General features: G+C 37.3%; 13 protein-coding genes and 1 pseudogene. 7 read left to right on the top strand and 7 right to left on the bottom strand.

The genetic code is table 11. The features are described 5' to 3' along the window. Positions 1 to 27: 27 nt before the first annotated feature. Positions 28 to 1707 carry an AIPR family protein gene (locus tag L655_RS0113140; protein ID WP_024605261.1) on the bottom strand — a complete coding sequence of 560 codons (1680 nt, stop codon included), beginning with the start codon at positions 1705 to 1707 and terminating at the stop codon, positions 28 to 30. Between the two features lie 413 nt (positions 1708 to 2120). Here L655_RS0113140 and L655_RS0113135 point away from each other — a divergent pair, with 413 nt between their 5' ends. Beyond that, a complete protein-coding gene (locus L655_RS0113135) occupies positions 2121 to 3434 on the top strand; it encodes a M20/M25/M40 family metallo-hydrolase (protein WP_024605260.1) in 1314 nt (437 codons plus the stop codon). 64 nt (positions 3435 to 3498) lie between these two features. Here L655_RS0113135 and L655_RS0113130 read toward each other — a convergent pair whose 3' ends face one another. The 5 genes from L655_RS0113130 to L655_RS0113110 all read right to left on the bottom strand — a co-directional run bounded on the left by L655_RS0113130 (position 3499) and on the right by L655_RS0113110 (position 7465). After that, positions 3499 to 4296, bottom strand: coding sequence for a response regulator (locus L655_RS0113130; RefSeq protein WP_024605259.1), 798 nt, complete (start codon positions 4294 to 4296; stop codon positions 3499 to 3501). 121 nt (positions 4297 to 4417) lie between these two features. Beyond that, positions 4418 to 5134: a Sir2 family NAD-dependent protein deacetylase gene (locus L655_RS0113125; RefSeq protein WP_024605258.1), complete on the bottom strand. Its 717-nt coding sequence runs from the start codon at positions 5132 to 5134 to the stop codon at positions 4418 to 4420. After that, the gene (locus tag L655_RS0113120; protein ID WP_024605257.1) at positions 5131 to 6147 is read right to left on the bottom strand and encodes a kelch repeat-containing protein; all 1017 of its coding nucleotides are present in this window, start codon (positions 6145 to 6147) and stop codon (positions 5131 to 5133) included. The genes L655_RS0113125 and L655_RS0113120 overlap by 4 nt, the downstream gene beginning before the upstream one ends. 74 nt (positions 6148 to 6221) lie before the next feature. Next, the gene (locus L655_RS0113115) at positions 6222 to 6440 is read right to left on the bottom strand and encodes an epimerase (RefSeq protein WP_024605256.1); all 219 of its coding nucleotides are present in this window, start codon (positions 6438 to 6440) and stop codon (positions 6222 to 6224) included. Positions 6441 to 6589: 149 nt separating this feature from the next. Beyond that, entirely contained in the window at positions 6590 to 7465 is an 876-nt protein-coding gene (locus L655_RS0113110) for a sensor domain-containing diguanylate cyclase (RefSeq protein ID WP_024605255.1), read from the bottom strand. Between the two features lie 398 nt (positions 7466 to 7863). Between L655_RS0113110 and L655_RS1000000128525 the strand changes: the two are divergent. The 3 genes and pseudogenes from L655_RS1000000128525 to L655_RS0113095 all read left to right on the top strand — a co-directional run bounded on the left by L655_RS1000000128525 (position 7864) and on the right by L655_RS0113095 (position 12487). Beyond that, positions 7864 to 9924: pseudogene (locus L655_RS1000000128525) on the top strand (TonB-dependent receptor). A gap of 9 nt (positions 9925 to 9933) precedes the next feature. Next, entirely contained in the window at positions 9934 to 10461 is a 528-nt protein-coding gene (locus L655_RS0113100) for a YfiR family protein (protein WP_010553524.1), read from the top strand. A gap of 4 nt (positions 10462 to 10465) precedes the next feature. After that, a complete protein-coding gene (locus tag L655_RS0113095; protein WP_024605254.1) occupies positions 10466 to 12487 on the top strand; it encodes an EAL domain-containing protein in 2022 nt (673 codons plus the stop codon). Between the two features lie 253 nt (positions 12488 to 12740). Here L655_RS0113095 and L655_RS0113090 read toward each other — a convergent pair whose 3' ends face one another. Beyond that, positions 12741 to 13376 carry an isoprenylcysteine carboxylmethyltransferase family protein gene (locus L655_RS0113090; protein WP_024592034.1) on the bottom strand — a complete coding sequence of 212 codons (636 nt, stop codon included), beginning with the start codon at positions 13374 to 13376 and terminating at the stop codon, positions 12741 to 12743. A gap of 734 nt (positions 13377 to 14110) precedes the next feature. Here L655_RS0113090 and L655_RS0113085 point away from each other — a divergent pair. From L655_RS0113085 to L655_RS0113075, 3 genes are all read left to right on the top strand, one after another. After that, a complete protein-coding gene (locus L655_RS0113085; protein WP_024591408.1) occupies positions 14111 to 14452 on the top strand; it encodes a hypothetical protein in 342 nt (113 codons plus the stop codon). 2 nt (positions 14453 to 14454) lie between these two features. After that, complete coding sequence (tnpB, locus tag L655_RS0113080) at positions 14455 to 14799, top strand: IS66 family insertion sequence element accessory protein TnpB (protein ID WP_158001052.1); 345 nt, start codon at positions 14455 to 14457, stop codon at positions 14797 to 14799. An 80-nt stretch (positions 14800 to 14879) separates the two neighbouring features. After that, the coding region (locus L655_RS0113075) for an IS66 family transposase zinc-finger binding domain-containing protein (RefSeq protein WP_024604010.1) at positions 14880 to 15483 on the top strand (604 nt) is incomplete at its 3' end.

Genomic DNA, 15483 nt, shown 5'->3' with positions numbered 1-15483 from the left:
TGTTTAAAGGTCTTGTTATAACTCAATTTAACCGAAAATTATTTCTTTAAGCTGTTTTATCATTTCTTGCCCTTTAGCTAATTTATCACCGCCACCCAATTCATTATATAAATGTAATACTGAATCAAAAGACCTTATAATAGCCTCTTGAGTGATGTCTTTTGGTTCTACTGTAGAAAGCGCCCTAAAAGCAGGAAATTTATTATTAGTTAAGTTAGCGGCAACAGAATACGTAATATAGAACTTGATGTTGTTCTTATCCGAAGAAGTTAATGCATCTTTTGACTTAAGGAAACTCTCTACTTTTTTACCAAGTAAAGCTGCAATATAATAAGACTTTACATCATTACTCTTATTATATAGTTTTTCGTATGAGGTATTGTCTTCGAGCAAGGTCGAAGGTCTAGCGCGTGCAAAGTCAGGCTTTTGCATAGTTATTGCCATTACACATTGAGCTAAAAATGGGAGGCTTACAATATCAGCAGGTTTCTTACCTTCGTTTTTATAAAAGTTTTTTCGTCTATCATAAAAAAGTCCTCTAGGTTTAAAGTAGTCTTCAATATCTCGATGAATAGAATCTGTAGCTCTCAAGGAAGCTTTAGGAATTGGTGTTTGGCTGTTTGTAGCCCTAATTATTTTATCTCTACTTTCTTCATTTTCTGGAACAATAACTCTGACCAAGAGGCTTCTATCATCATCATGAGCATTTTCACTAGCAAAAAATCTATATAACTCGGTAGATGTTTGCAATCCATTAACAATTTCTGGGTTATGCACAATTAGCTCTTTCCCACCTGGAGCGGAAACATCATCAGCTAGAACAGTCACGCCGTTATTCAGCCACCAAAAATCTTCTTTTGAGTCTTTAGTCTCTAAAGTAGACTTAATATCTAAGTTAACATTACTCTTTCCTTGATAATCTCGAACATTTGCTTCAAATATATTTCTTATTATATTTCCGTCTTCATCAGTGATGAAATTATTAAAATCGCTGAGCCTAACTAATGAAATAAATACTTTTCCTTCTGAAGACAAAGGTGTTTCGGCTAATTTAAGACTAAAAACTTCATTTTCTTTTTTTCTGTATATTTCCAACAACTCTGTTGCGCCAATGGTATCAAATGTCACTTCTGATTCGGTCAGTATTTCTGACACATCTAATTTTAATTCATCGATTTGAGCTTGAACATTCGGGTGAATATCTACGCCTTTTGAGACATAAAAGTACTTTATCTGTAATTTAGGTTTTTTAGTAATTAGCTGAAGGTATGTATTCTTAAATAATTGAAATTTAGATATGACCGTATCGTTGTATCGATTTTTAAAAGTTTCTGCTTCAAAGTCTAGATCAAGTAAGTTCTTACTTAGTTTTGCTAATTTTAGAATTACATCTTCACCAAAAGATTTTTCATTTTTACTTTGAGTGATCACTAATTCGATAGTTGCATTTCTTTTGTAATTATCCTCAATCTTACTGTCTTCATTTATTAGGTCGCCGTTAACGAATAAATAAATTGAATCGGCGCCTCCATCCAAAGATGTACCACAAATTCCGTTTTCAATTTCGTCATAACTAAGATCGTAATTTCTCAAAAGCTGAGAAGAACTATAAAACTCAAAAAAACCATCTTCCGTTTTATAATCTGTATGGTTTTTGTGCTCTTGTTTAACTATTTGATCTATTAATATTTGGTCATTTTTAGACATAGAACGAATCTATCCTTTGAGTTATAACAATTTAGTCTACGACATTTTTCGTTTTACAAACCAACAAATGCCCATACATTACAATGATTTTATCCTAGCTATAAAATAAACATATGTAAACAGTTAGTTAGCTTCCCTTACCTTTTCTAAATGCAGCAAAACCCCAAAATGGTGGAGATCAGTAATATCAGACAAATCGTTGTTTAGTTATACAGCTTGATTATTAGCTAACAGCTAACAGCTAATATTTTAAATATCTGTGTTTAAACCAATAACGCGTTCACTCTATAACCCTTAAACCTGTAACTCGTTATTACTTATAAAATTAGTTGAAAATCGCAATCTACTTCTATTGAATACTCTGGATTTTTACTTCATATTAAATATTCTTATTTCTCACTTATTATGCTGTTATGTCATTTTTAAAATTTAGCCATGCACTTATCCTCACACTTGCTAGTACCCTACCGCTTACAAGCCATGCTGCACTTGATAAAAATGAGCGTGAAATAGTAAAACAGGTCGATAAAAACATTCCCCAAGCACTGCAAGAAATAGAGCAAGCTGTAAATATTAATAGCGGGTCGCTTAATATTGAAGGTGTAAAAAAAGTAGGTGCGCTGACAAGCGAGCAGCTCAAAGCCATTGGTTTTAAAGTTGAATGGCTTGATGGCAGTGCGTTTAACCGCGCAGGGCATGTATTAGCAACCCATGAGAGTAATGATCCCGATGCAATAAAAATACTGATGATCGGCCATCTAGATACGGTATTTGCCAAAAACGATAACTTTACTACCTACAAACAGCTTGATGCCGATACAGCCAGTGGCCCAGGCGTTGCCGATATGAAAGGTGGCAACACGATAATAATTACCGCACTTAAAAGCTTACAAGCCCTTAATTTACTCGAAAATGTAAGCATAAAAGTATTACTGACTGGCGATGAAGAAAGCAGCGGTCGCCCGCTTAGCTTATCTAAACAAGCTATTGTTGATGCAGCAATTTGGGCTGACGTAGCGCTTGGCTATGAAAATGGCGATAACAATATAAAAACAGCTATGGCGGCGCGCCGTGGTTATACCGGTTGGACGCTAAATGTAACGGCAAATGCAGCGCATTCGTCACAAATATTTAGCGAAAGCGTTGGTTATGGCGCTATTTACGAAGCATCACGCATTTTAAATGATTTTAGAGAGCAACTTGCCACGCAACCTAATTTAACATTTAACCCAGGGCTTATTGTAGGTGGTACAAATGCCGACTACGACAGTGCTAATTCGTCAGCAACGGCGTTTGGTAAAAGTAATGTAATAGCACAAACCGTGCATGTAGCAGGTGATTTACGCGCACTATCGCCAAAGCAATTCGAAAACGCAAAAAGATCAATGCAACTCATTGCTAACAACAGTTTAAATGGCAGTAAAGCAGAGCTTATTTTTGAAGACGGTTACCCGCCAATGGCATTAACTGATGGCAATAAAAAGCTATTAGAATTATACAGCGACGCAAGCCACGATTTAGGCTTCAACAAAGTAGTAGCCGCCAACCCTCGCAACGCAGGTGCAGCTGATATTTCGTTTGCGGCAAACCATGTTGATATGGCACTTGATGGTTTAGGTTTGATGGGCAGCGGCGCGCACACTAAAAACGAAACAGCCGATTTAACCAGCCTTGATAAAAACATTAAAAAAACGGCATTACTCATTTATAGATTAGGAAAACTGTAATAGTAAATGTATTTTAAAGATGAGCGTAGGCCAAATAATAACCGTCCTACGCTTGTACTTACTTTTAAGACATTATTTTATACAGTAATTCTCGCACTGTGGCCGGTTCAAACGGTTTATCACAAATAGCATCAACTCCCGCTTGAGCTATATTTGCTAGGTGCGTTTCGTTTGCCTCTGAGCTCACCATTAAAATAGGAATATGCGAGTAACTATTTGAGCTTCTAACGGTTTCTGTTAGTTCTCGTCCGTCCATTTCTGGCATATTGTAGTCGGTTACAATTAAGTCAAACGATTGGTTATTTAAGTGCTCAATAGCTTCTTTACCGTTTTCAGCTTCTACCGGTGCTGGTATTCCCATACCCGCAAGTACGCGTATTATGTGTTTACGCGCAAAGCGGCTGTCGTCTACCACTAAAACTCGCAGCAGCGTTACGTCAAAATGATCAAGTTCTACTTCTTCTTCGCTTATAATATCGAGGGTTGCTTTGAGTGCGCGGGTAATGGCTTTTGCGCTAAAAGGCTTAGGCAAAATAGCTAGAACACCCGATTGACGTAATTGCTCAAGGTATTTTTTATTACGCTCGCTCGATATAAGCATAAAAGGTTGATGCTCGGTGATAAGGTTTGATCTTATTTCTTGCAATAGTGAGTCGGCTGTCCCGTCAGATAAATACATAGAGCTTATAACTAGATCAGGGTGATAACTTGCTAATAAGCTAAGCGCTTGTGTTTGTGTAGATGCAGTTTCAACTTGTTTTACACCACTTTCTAAAAGCGATTTTATTATTATTTTTTGCTGAACCTCTGAAGGCTCTACAAGTAAAATGGACAAGTTTGCTATTGCAGTTAAGTCGCTCATTCAGATCTCTTTAGTATTGTTATAATCAGGATAATAATAACATTTTTGACTCGTTAATATTATATAAAGAGATTGTAATATTTAAGAAAACATTATCAATCCCTTTAAAATATAGCACTTCTTAATTAGATTGAATGTAATCTAATGCATTCATTTTTTTATATGTGACGTTAGCGTGCAAAATATGTGCAGGTTCAGGGTCAACAACTTCAACGGGTATATCGTAATTTCGGGCTATTTCAATTGCCATTTGCGTAATATTTACGCTAAACGAGGTACCCATAAATACAATTTTATCGGCGTTGAGCATACGCTGTTGCGCTTCGTTTATTCTGTAAAGATCGGTGTAGTATTCGTCAAATAATAAAACAAAGGGCTTAAATGAATGATTAAGCTCAGGCGTTTGGTGTTGAATATTAAATAGCTCAAAAAGAGATTCTTGAAGGCGGCTTTCGTCTATGCTATCCCACGGGGTGGCAAGTGGCGTGACTGGCTCACCTTGCTCATGAAATAAGGTCATTTGATCAAGCCTGCCGTGTATAGCTATGTAATTTTTGTTACCCGCTTTGCCATCAAGCCCATCTATGTTTTGAGTAATTAGGTTTTTGTCACTTAGCCAATGGTGTACGTCGTTTGGGCCATGGTTACGATACGTTGCAAAACGGTTGTAATACCAAGCTAAAAACTCTTTTGGGTTGTTTTGATACATTGCGCGCGTTGCCATTTCCATAGGCGTATAATTTTTACTGCCTATGGTCCAATAACCGTCCTCACCTCTAAAAGTGGGAATACCACTGGCTGCGCTTACTCCTGCGCCGGTAATGTAAAGGGTGTTCATTTTTCAACCTTATAACTGAGTACGTTAGCACTTACTTGCTGGTTATTATCAATACCGCCAATTCGATATAAAACCCCACTGTACTCAAGTAAACCACGATGATCCATGCTCTTTACTTCAACTGGGGATAAAATCTGCCATTCGTTTTTTTCGATACTAAAGCGCCAAACATGATCACTTGCTGGTGCAGGCTTACCGTCGTAACCTATTGCGCTGTAGTTGTATGGGTTATTAGAGCCTGCCATCATATAAATATTGCCATTATAGCTGGTGGCTGCCATTCGGTAGTGAGCAGTGCCCGTTGGATGTGGCAAGGTACGCCAATCTATTCTTTGTGGGTTAGTTGAATCTATTGTGCCTTTTAAGCACTGTGCTACACCTGCAAACGAGCGACGCGAATCAGGATTAGCTTGTGTTTTAACGCCATCACAAATAACAATGGTATTATCGCTAATTGCAGCGGCTTGGCCAAATACGGGCTCACCTAAAAATGGCGAGGCTTGTTGCCATGTATTATTTTGCGTGTTGTACACTTGCACTAAGTTTACGTTGCCGTCGTTATGCCAACCGCTAATTAGATAAATGTAACGCGCTTTGTAGTTCAGCGCGACGCTATCGTCTACGGGTACTGGCGTGCTAGCAAGGTGAGTGTAGGTATCTTTTATTACGTCGTACCTATATACGTCGGGGCTTGAAACTTCAGTATGATCCTCTGCTACCGTATAACCGCCAAACACATAAGCGTACTCGCCTAAGCCGACTGCGGTGCTTGCTAAGCGCCCTTTTAATGGCAAGCTTGAAGGCACACCAGTTTTAGATTGCCACTGTGAATCGCCAACTTTAAGCGCCCACACTTTGTTATGCACTGACGAGTATTGTTTATCGCGCCCCAGCCCCATAAAGCTTAAAAAGTAGGGCTGATTTTTAACAATAACTTTAGCCACAGCATTATTTGCAACTGGCTCTGGTAAAGCGGGAAGGCTTGCTAACGCAAGAGAAAAAAGAAGGCTCATTAGGCAAATAATTTAATAAGAATTAATACGCTCAGATTAAATTATTTTAGCCCTGTGAGCCAGTATTGTTATATCTAAATAATCAAACGCTTTTGATTAGTAACCATATAGTAGGCAATACTAATATGGTTACTAACGTGCGCCGCATTTTGCGCTTCATCAACCATTGCGGTTGTATAATCAGTGACAGATACCTTGCTTTCGCCTGCATCATTAGTAAAAAATGTATTACTGCCTATACGGTAATTGCCTTCATTATCAACCAGGCATAGCTTGTGCAGTTCATTTATCAAGGAACTACCTACAAACTGCTGTAAGAGCATTTATAGATTTTTAACGCAGCACTGGAAAACCGCTATTAAAAATGTGGCGCTAAGTAATGTATTGTAGTAAAGGGCGTTGTGAAAGTAAGTTGTCTAAGGTGGTAGTTCAGCATGATTTTTTAAGGTAAATAGGTTACGTTATCTAAGCCTTGTTGTTTATTTTTGTACATAGCTTGATCAGCATATTTTATAAGTTCATGATCTGTTTGTCCGTGCTCTGGGTAGTTTGCAATGCCAATACTGGGGGAAATATTTAGTAGTACATCATCTAACTTAAAGACAGCTTTAAACTCAGTGAGGACTTTATTTTTTATTCTGACGGTTTCGTGGCTAGAACTTAAGTTATCTAAAATAATTAAAAATTCGTCTCCGCCTAAACGCCCTACTGTGTCGTAATGCCTAACCGACGCTGAGAGCCTTTTTGCTATAGCACATAAAAGCTTATCGCCAGTTTCGTGTCCGTGGGTGTCGTTTACTGCTTTAAAGCCATTTATGTCTATAAACAGTAAAGAAAAAAATGTGTTGTTTGTAGTTGCACTAATAATTACTTTTTCAAATCGCTCCATCAATAAAGAGCGATTAGGCAAACCAGTTAACAAATCGTGCCGAGCCATGTAATGGAGTTGATCTTCCATTACTTTACGTTCAGTTATATCGTGCGCGACAGCGATTCTTACTTGATGTTGCTCTGACCAACGAACAGACCATAATATATGAACTACTTGACCATCTTTTCTCATCCAACGGTTTTCAAAGCGAGGGTTCACCATTTCGCCAGACAACAGCGAAGTTACGGCATTATGCGTTTTATAATGATCACCTTCGTAAACATAGTTAATCATTTTTTTGCCTACAACTTCGTCGGCCGTATAACCAAAAATTTGCTCAAATGCTGCGCTTACAAAAACAAATGTGCCTTGTTTATCTACCACGCATACCGCATCAAGCATTAAATTGAGTACTTCTTCGACATTAATTAATTCATTTTTTTCCATACTTTGGTGCCTTCAAAGCAAAACCAAGCGAATTTAAGTATTCTATATACCTTTAATAAAAGCAAAGGTAATTGAAATTACAATAATAGTTAATACAAAGTTAGATTAATCGTGCACGTATAATTAATATCGCCCTTGCAAAAGCATGATATGCAAAGTTAAATAATCAATAAGCGCAAAATACTTTGAAGTCCTTCAAAAATAGACTAAATTTTAAATAGTATATAACCATATAACTCTCAGTAATTTCTATTTTTTAACTACTACAAAATTAGTTGTTTTGATTTAATCGCATTTATACTTTTACGCTGTTAATGTGTGTTAATATTGTGTGATATCACATGTATTACAAAAACAGTCATTGTTTTTGATTTTTTGATTGCGCAGGAGATTTTTGGGTGAAAATATCACAACGTTTATTTTGGCCATTACTTTTTGTGTGCCCTCTTGTAATGGCTGAGCCGTTTGAAGATGAAGACCTCGATCTTGATGCTTTAATGGGTATGGATGTGCAAGCAACTTCTGCGATGAAAAGAGCACAATCAGCATTTGATACCGCTTCATCTATTTATGTATTAAGTAAAGAACAAATTACTAAATCTGGTGCTACATCAGTACCTGAAGCACTAAAAATGGTGCCGGGTTTAATTGTTCGTCAGCTCGATAACAATCAATGGGCTATTTCCTCAAGAGGCATTGCCTCTCGCTTTTCAAGCAAATTATTGGTTATGATTGACGGACAAAGCTTATATACCCCAAAGTTTGCCGCTGTTTATTAGGAAACACTCAACGTTCCTTTGTACGATATTGAACGTATTTAAGTTATACGCGGACAAGGCGGATTACTTTGGGGAAGTAACGCAAATAATGGCGTTATTAATATCATTACTAAAAATAGTATTGATACTCGCGGTGGACACGCAAGTGTAACAACTGGTAATCAAATAAATGTTGATGCTAATCTTCGTTACGGTGGTGATATAAGTAACATAGGCAGCTACCGAGTGTATGGGCACTTAAAAGATGCGAATGAATCCCAAAAAGGCATCTCACTTCCCCCTAATGACACAACCAAACAAAACTCTTTAGGTTTTAGAGCTGACTTTACCCCTAATGATGAGTGGTCAGCACTACTCCAGGGTGATGTAACTCATTCCACACTTGGCCAAAACTACCGAGGTGTTGTCGATGAAACCAACGAAAACATTTCATTTTCAGATGATTTAAAGCGAACAGACTCGCGCATAATGGCGCGCCTTGAAAACAGAATGTCGCCAGATGCCAATCAAATGCTACAAATTTCTTGGCTTAAACAAAATGGCTCTCAAAATTATATTAAAGAAGACTTTGAATTTATAGATATTGATTATCAAATGAACTTTATATATCAATCTCTACAGTTAGATTGAGGGTTGAACTACCGATACAATTCTATATCTTTCGCAGAAAGCGTATTTTTAGATAGCGATAAAAACTTTGATAGCCTCAAACAATATGGTGCACTTGTTCAAGCTCAATACAATGTGACTCCTGACACTCTCGACTTTATTGTTGGTACTAAGCTTGATCATAACGATTTAACTGGCTGGGAAAATCAACCATCAGCAAGACTTATATACAAACCAGTAGATAACCACCTTACCTGGGGCGCAATATCGCGAAGTGTCCGTACACCAACATTAATTGAGTTTAACGACAACTTTAAAGTTAATGGTACAGAAATTAAAGATCTTACCGGTTTAAGTTCAGGCTTTGACCAAATAGACGACTACCGAATTGCAACTTACCTAAATGGTAATGACAAAGTTAAATCAGAAAACTATCTATCTTATGAATTAGGCTACCGTTTTACTGCTAACGATTGGTCATTAGATCTTTCTACTTATTATACCGATGCTAAAAACGTAGCGGTTATTGATATGAATACGCATGCTGAACAATTCACTCCTATACTTGATTTATTTCTAGCAGGGAGAATTCCAGAAGTATTTCAAGCACTAACAATGACTCGTATAGATTTAGACTTTGCATCTGTAGCAGACACAACCACTAAATGGCTCGACTTAGTAGTATCATGGCAACCAATTGATAATCTCAATACTGAGTTTGGTTATAGTTACACCGATTATAACTACGATTTACCTCCTAGAGTAGAGCCCGCTATCGGGTATGACTCTAAAAACAGGCAGTTATTTGCAAAAGCCGATTATTCTTTTTTAACCAACCATAACGTGTTTGCGACATTACGAGCAGTAAACTCAAATGCATATAATACTGATAATTACACAACGTTAGATATTAGTTGGAATTGGCAGGCTACTCCTGTGTGGTCTACTGCAGTTTCGGGTAAAAACCTATTTTCAGGTTCACATATTGAATACAGTAATACGCGCGAAACCTATACATTACCAAACTATATTGATGAATGTATTACGTTTACAATTTCAGCAAATTTCTAAGCTAATTAGATGATTAAATTAAGAAGTCTAATTCACAGAAGCTTAATAGCCTTGGTACTTTTAAGTACCAGCGTTGACGCTGTTGAAAAAGAATACATGCTAAAAGCAGGCTTCTTGTATAACTTTGCACGTTTTGGACACTGGGATTCTCATTTAGAACCCCTTGATCAATTTACTATTTGTAGCCCTGATAAATACTTTATTGATGTGGCTAACACCGCTCTAAAAAATCGCACTATAAAAAAATTACCTTTGCATAATAAATTAGTCACTCTTGATGAAGTCACAACATCTGCGTGTAACATGCTATTTATCACCTCAGATACATTTGCTCAGTGGCAAAACATAACTCCTTTAGATCTAAAAAATATTATGGTCATTGGTGAAACAGACTCATTTATTGAAAATGGCGGCCATATCAGATTCTTTCTTTCCAGTGGTAAAATTCGCTTTGAAATTGCACCACAACAGCTTAAAGATGCAGGCATTACTATGAGTTCAAAAGTACTACGACTTGCACGCGTTGTAGATAGGTAATGCAATGAAAAAACTATTTGCATTAAATACAATGAGCAAAAAATTATTATTCATCTTAATGAGTGTCGCACTTGTATCAACCGCTACAGTAACCATTGTATTTAGTGCTTATGAAATCACCAGCGCTAAAGAAGAACAAATAGAAAGCCTGGGGTCGCTGTCTAAAATGCTTTCACCCAATATAACTACTGCACTTATGTTTAATGATATAGATGCGGTACAAGAGCTTATAAACCCAATACTTATACGCTCAGATGTTATTAGTATAATGGTAACGAGTATGACTGGTGAACAACTTGTTATTGCTCAAGCCGAAAATGAAGAAATAAAACAAAGCATTGAGGTTAATACTTTACTTCAACTTGATATGTATAATTATGGTGTATTAAAGATACGTGCTAACGACAGCTATATTAAAGAAAGAATCACTTTTTATACCAAGTTTATAATGATCCTGATGGTATTTACCTTTGCGGTTAGTCTTATTTTGTCGCTTTTATTAAGACGTAAATTTTTAAACCCAATTTTATATTTAGCACAAACAGCCAGTAAAATAACCACATCACATGATTATAGTTTACGCGCTAAACAACTATCACAAGATGAAGTCGGACAGTTAACTTCTTGTTTTAACGATATGCTATACAACATTGAGCAAAGAGAAAGCTCATTAGAAAACCAAGTTAGTCTTCGTACTAATGAACTTGAAAATGCAAATATTCAGTTGCAACAATATGCTTACCAAGACGGGTTAACCGATTTACCAAATAGACGGTATTTTTACGAGAAACTACAAAGCTTAGTAAGTATTAAGGGAATGAAATTCGCACTTATATTTATAGATTTAGATGGTTTTAAAGAAGTAAACGACAGCCTTGGACATGACTACGGTGATTTATTATTACACCAGGTAGCAACGAGGCTGCAAAGCTGTATAACAACAAAAGATACAGTAGCACGCTTAGGTGGAGACGAATTTACATTAATTTTAGAGGGTGTAAGTAGCCCTGATGAAGCATCAAAAATTGCCGAAGCTGTAAAAAGTAGTTTAATGCAGAGCATTAAAATAAAAAAAGAAACAGTCTATGTTACTGCAAGCATAGGTTTAACGTTTTTCCCTGCTGATGGTTTAACAGTAGAAGAGCTCGTTAGACGTGCTGATCAAGCGATGTATTTATCTAAAAATAAAGGGCGGAATCGCTATGAGTTTTTCTCCTATGCTATCGAAGAAAAAGCCACAGAAAAGCGTCGCCTGATAGAAGAGATACGCACTGCAATTGTAAAAAAACAATTTGAATTATATTACCAACCTATATTTTCAATTGATGGGAAATCAGTACCAAAAGCTGAAGCCCTTATTCGTTGGAACCACCCTGAAGGAGGCCTAATAGGCCCCAATGAATTTATACCTGTTGCTGAAAAAAATGGATTAATAAACGACATAGGCCAATGGGTAAAATCTCAAGCAATTCAAGATACCGTCCAATTCAATGTTTTAAGTGAAAAGACAATTCAAGTCAGTGTAAATACATCACCTCTTGAAATTGACCGCACTGGTTGCTGGGTGGATGAATGGATTGTTGCAAGTAAAAAGTACCAACTACCCGCCAACACTATTTTAATTGAAGTCACTGAAAATACCTTAATGGATCCAGATTCGTCAATACAGCGACAATTAAAACGCTTAAGCACTATTAATATAGACATAGCGATTGACGACTTTGGTATTGGTTATTCTTCTTTGGCGTATCTACAGCGCTTAGATATAGATATTTTAAAAATAGATCGTTCATTTATAAGCGATATTGAATCAAACGATAATAGTATTGCTCTCGTGAAGGCTATTATCACTATGGCTCATAACCTAGATGTAATGGTGGTAGCGGAAGGTGTTGAAACACAAAAACAGTATGACCTATTAAAGCTGCTTGCATGCGATTATATTCAAGGCTACATTTTTTCAAAGGCAATTACTAAACAAGAGTTTATGAAAAAGTATATAATACCAATCCGCAATAATACTTAATCATTTTGCGGGGCTAAATGTGTCGCTACCTGTGTTAAAAAATTCTCATTTAGAACAACTAAATAGCAAATTTTTTGCCTAGCTATCAACACGTTTTTCCATCCTCAAAATAGATCACTTAATTAAGCGAATTGGTATAAAACAAAAAGAAGTGATCTGATTTATGTCCATCTTGCTGGATTTTAGCAATTCAACACAGAACACGTCTTTACTCTTGCGTTAAAATTTCATGTATTTAAAGCTTAATCCCAAGCTATAACCAGCGAGGGACTAGTTGCTTGTACTCTTTATATTGTATTGAAAAGCGATGAGCTAAATGAGCTTCTTCAACTAACGTCTGTCTATATATAGCTATAAAACCAATAACCAAACAGGTCAAACTAAATATACTAGGTAAGGCTAAAAAGAAACCCACCTGTGCAGCTACAACACCTAAATACATCGGATTCCTAGAGTATTCATATAGTCCTGATGTTTTAAGCTCATGTGGTCCCTTAGGATCAATTCCTGAACGCCAAAGTGCCGCCATATGAAAATGTACAAACATCGTCAAAATAAAACCTGCACTCAATAAAATATCGCCAAATAATACACCTGGCCAGCCATTGAGAATTGGGAATAACCCAAGGTAGCTATCTAACTCAGGTACAAACACTCTAATTACACATATAAACCAAATAGCAGCCCTGAAAAACTTAAAAACCATATGGTTCCACCAACTAGTACAAAACTTATCTCCGGGATAAATAACGCCTGATGGTGTGTCTCTATTTTTATAAATAATTCTAAATGTATAAAACCCCGCAACAAAAGTATAAAAAATAGCTAAGTAAATACGTGTAAATTCAACTAGCGAAGTAGAGTCATCTAAAAATGTTTCATAGGGCATCTAGTTACAGCTCACAATCATTATTGGTAGTAATTTTAAAACAACTAACTCAATAAATTTTAGTTATAAGGTCATGAAATTATATTAGTATTCATTGCCTTCATAAACAAGTTAAGTCAGAGGTTTGTTAACGAGTAATCATTAACTAACACCATTAATTTAAAATAACTTCGACTTATTAGGATCTCATACTTTTTATATAATACCAATCTGCTTATATATTTGAATTGATATTATTCACTCATATTTTTACATTCTATATATGCAAAAAACGACTATTTCGGTTAGGACTTTCTTTAATTCGAAGCTTTGTACAGTGCAATAGTAAACTCAGCGTTAGGAAGTCACAGTGAAAAACTACACTCGCATCGGCGATGCCACTTTAACTCGTTAAATTAAGTAGATTATTCACTGAGAGACGCTTCGCTCTAGAGGAATACCTGAATCACTTTTCTAAAAATGTAAAAAGCCCAGCTCGTTAGGTTCGGGAGCTCTACAACTTAATGCTTGTGTGATGTCATGATACCTTCAGCGGTGGAGAGTCATAGTGAAAATGCTGCGCACTCATCGTAGAGCGTATGTTTTTATAATTTTAACAGCAGGAGTCGCTTTGCTCGCCCGCCCTGCGTGTTGATGTGAGTGTGTATTAATTGTAAGCGTCTAGCGAACCACACCTAGCATCGATGTTCTGATTATCTAAAAATACCTGCTCAATGATAAATTCGGAGCAGGTGATGAAAACTTACAGAACAAGCGCACAGTGGCAGCAGCTTTTGCTGCAACGCAGTACGTTTAGTGGTACTAATATTGAATTCTGCCAACACCATAATGTCGCTATTACGACTTATTATAAACAACGTGCTTTACTGGCAAAAGACCAGCCTAATTCCACCTTGCCAGTGCACACGCAGTGCCTTACATCATCACGTTTTGTCCAGGTAAAACAAACTACTGAAGTCTGCGCGCAAACTCGTCAAAATACGCTGCAGTTTGATACGCTAACCGGCCAACTCACGTTTCCTATCGATTTAGCGACGGCCGATATCGTTGCCATTATTAAAGGGCTAACGGTATGAGGATGTTCGTTGATGTACCCACCGTCTATTTATGTGCCGATGCCGTTGATTTTCGAAAATCAATTAATGGTCTGGCGGCGTTGGTGGAAGCAGAGCTTGAACTACCCGTGCTCAGTGGTGCGCTATTTGTGTTTTGTAATAAAGGCCGTGACAAACTCAAACTGCTTTACTGGGATAACACCGGTTTTGCACTGTGGTATAAGCGATTAGATAAGCATAAGTTCAAATGGCCCAAACTCATGTCACCCACCATGACCTTAAGCGAGCAGCAATTACACTGGTTATTATCGGGTTATGATGTGATTGGACACAGTAAAATTGATGTCGCAGGTAAGAAAATGCTTTAATATTTGCGATCGATTGATGATCATCAAAGTGAGTTCAGTTAGCACTGCAAAGCCTTTGATGATGCCTTAAAATAGGCGTCATGAAAAATGAACTCGCCCTTAAACAGCGCATTGCTGAACTTGAAAAACTGTTAGCGCAGAAGGATGCCCAGATTGCGGCATTGGAAGAGCGCTGGAGCTTGGCCCAACAAAAACAATTCGGCAAAAGTGCTGAAGGCTTTGCCGGGCAAGGCGAGTTATTCAATGAAGTGGAAGAAATTGTTGAGGAAGTTGAGGCAGAGCAACAATCCATTAGCTATACCCGTAAAAAGCCGGTGCGTAAGGCACTGCCAAAAGACTTACCTCGTGAGCAGGTTATTCACGACATCATCGACAAAACCTGTGATTGCTGTGGCGGTGAGCTACATAAAATGGGTGAAGATAAGTCAGAAAAGCTTGAGTTCATACCCGCTAAAATCAAAGTGATTGAGCATATTAGGCCTAAATACGCCTGCCGTCACTGTGATAAATCCTCAACTCAGACACAGATTAAACAAGCCTCAATGCCTGCCATGCCCATCAACAAAGGCATTGCAACCAGCAGTTTGCTCAGTCAGCTTATCACCAGTAAATACCAATACGGGTTACCGCTGTATCGCCAGGAAGCGATGTTTAAGCAATACGGTATTGAACTCAGTCGACAGA

It is taken from the genome of Pseudoalteromonas sp. TAE79, assembly GCF_000498015.1.
Classification (GTDB): domain Bacteria; phylum Pseudomonadota; class Gammaproteobacteria; order Enterobacterales; family Alteromonadaceae; genus Pseudoalteromonas.
Note: the sequence above shows the minus strand (reverse complement) of the source record. Positions and strands in the feature narration are given on the sequence as shown.

What these genes read in the sequence shown, in the direction of transcription:
- L655_RS0113140 (WP_024605261.1), bottom strand. Translation starts at nt 1,707, where the DNA reads ATGTCTAAAAATGACCAAATATTAATAGATCAAATAGTTAAACAAGAG.
- L655_RS0113135 (WP_024605260.1), top strand. Translation starts at nt 2,121, where the DNA reads ATGTCATTTTTAAAATTTAGCCATGCACTTATCCTCACACTTGCTAGT.
- L655_RS0113130 (WP_024605259.1), bottom strand. Translation starts at nt 4,296, where the DNA reads ATGAGCGACTTAACTGCAATAGCAAACTTGTCCATTTTACTTGTAGAG.
- L655_RS0113125 (WP_024605258.1), bottom strand. Translation starts at nt 5,134, where the DNA reads ATGAACACCCTTTACATTACCGGCGCAGGAGTAAGCGCAGCCAGTGGT.
- L655_RS0113120 (WP_024605257.1), bottom strand. Translation starts at nt 6,147, where the DNA reads ATGAGCCTTCTTTTTTCTCTTGCGTTAGCAAGCCTTCCCGCTTTACCA.
- L655_RS0113110 (WP_024605255.1), bottom strand. Translation starts at nt 7,465, where the DNA reads ATGGAAAAAAATGAATTAATTAATGTCGAAGAAGTACTCAATTTAATG.
- L655_RS0113100 (WP_010553524.1), top strand. Translation starts at nt 9,934, where the DNA reads ATGATTAAATTAAGAAGTCTAATTCACAGAAGCTTAATAGCCTTGGTA.
- L655_RS0113095 (WP_024605254.1), top strand. Translation starts at nt 10,466, where the DNA reads ATGAAAAAACTATTTGCATTAAATACAATGAGCAAAAAATTATTATTC.
- L655_RS0113090 (WP_024592034.1), bottom strand. Translation starts at nt 13,376, where the DNA reads ATGCCCTATGAAACATTTTTAGATGACTCTACTTCGCTAGTTGAATTT.
- L655_RS0113085 (WP_024591408.1), top strand. Translation starts at nt 14,111, where the DNA reads ATGAAAACTTACAGAACAAGCGCACAGTGGCAGCAGCTTTTGCTGCAA.
- tnpB (WP_158001052.1), top strand. Translation starts at nt 14,455, where the DNA reads ATGTTCGTTGATGTACCCACCGTCTATTTATGTGCCGATGCCGTTGAT.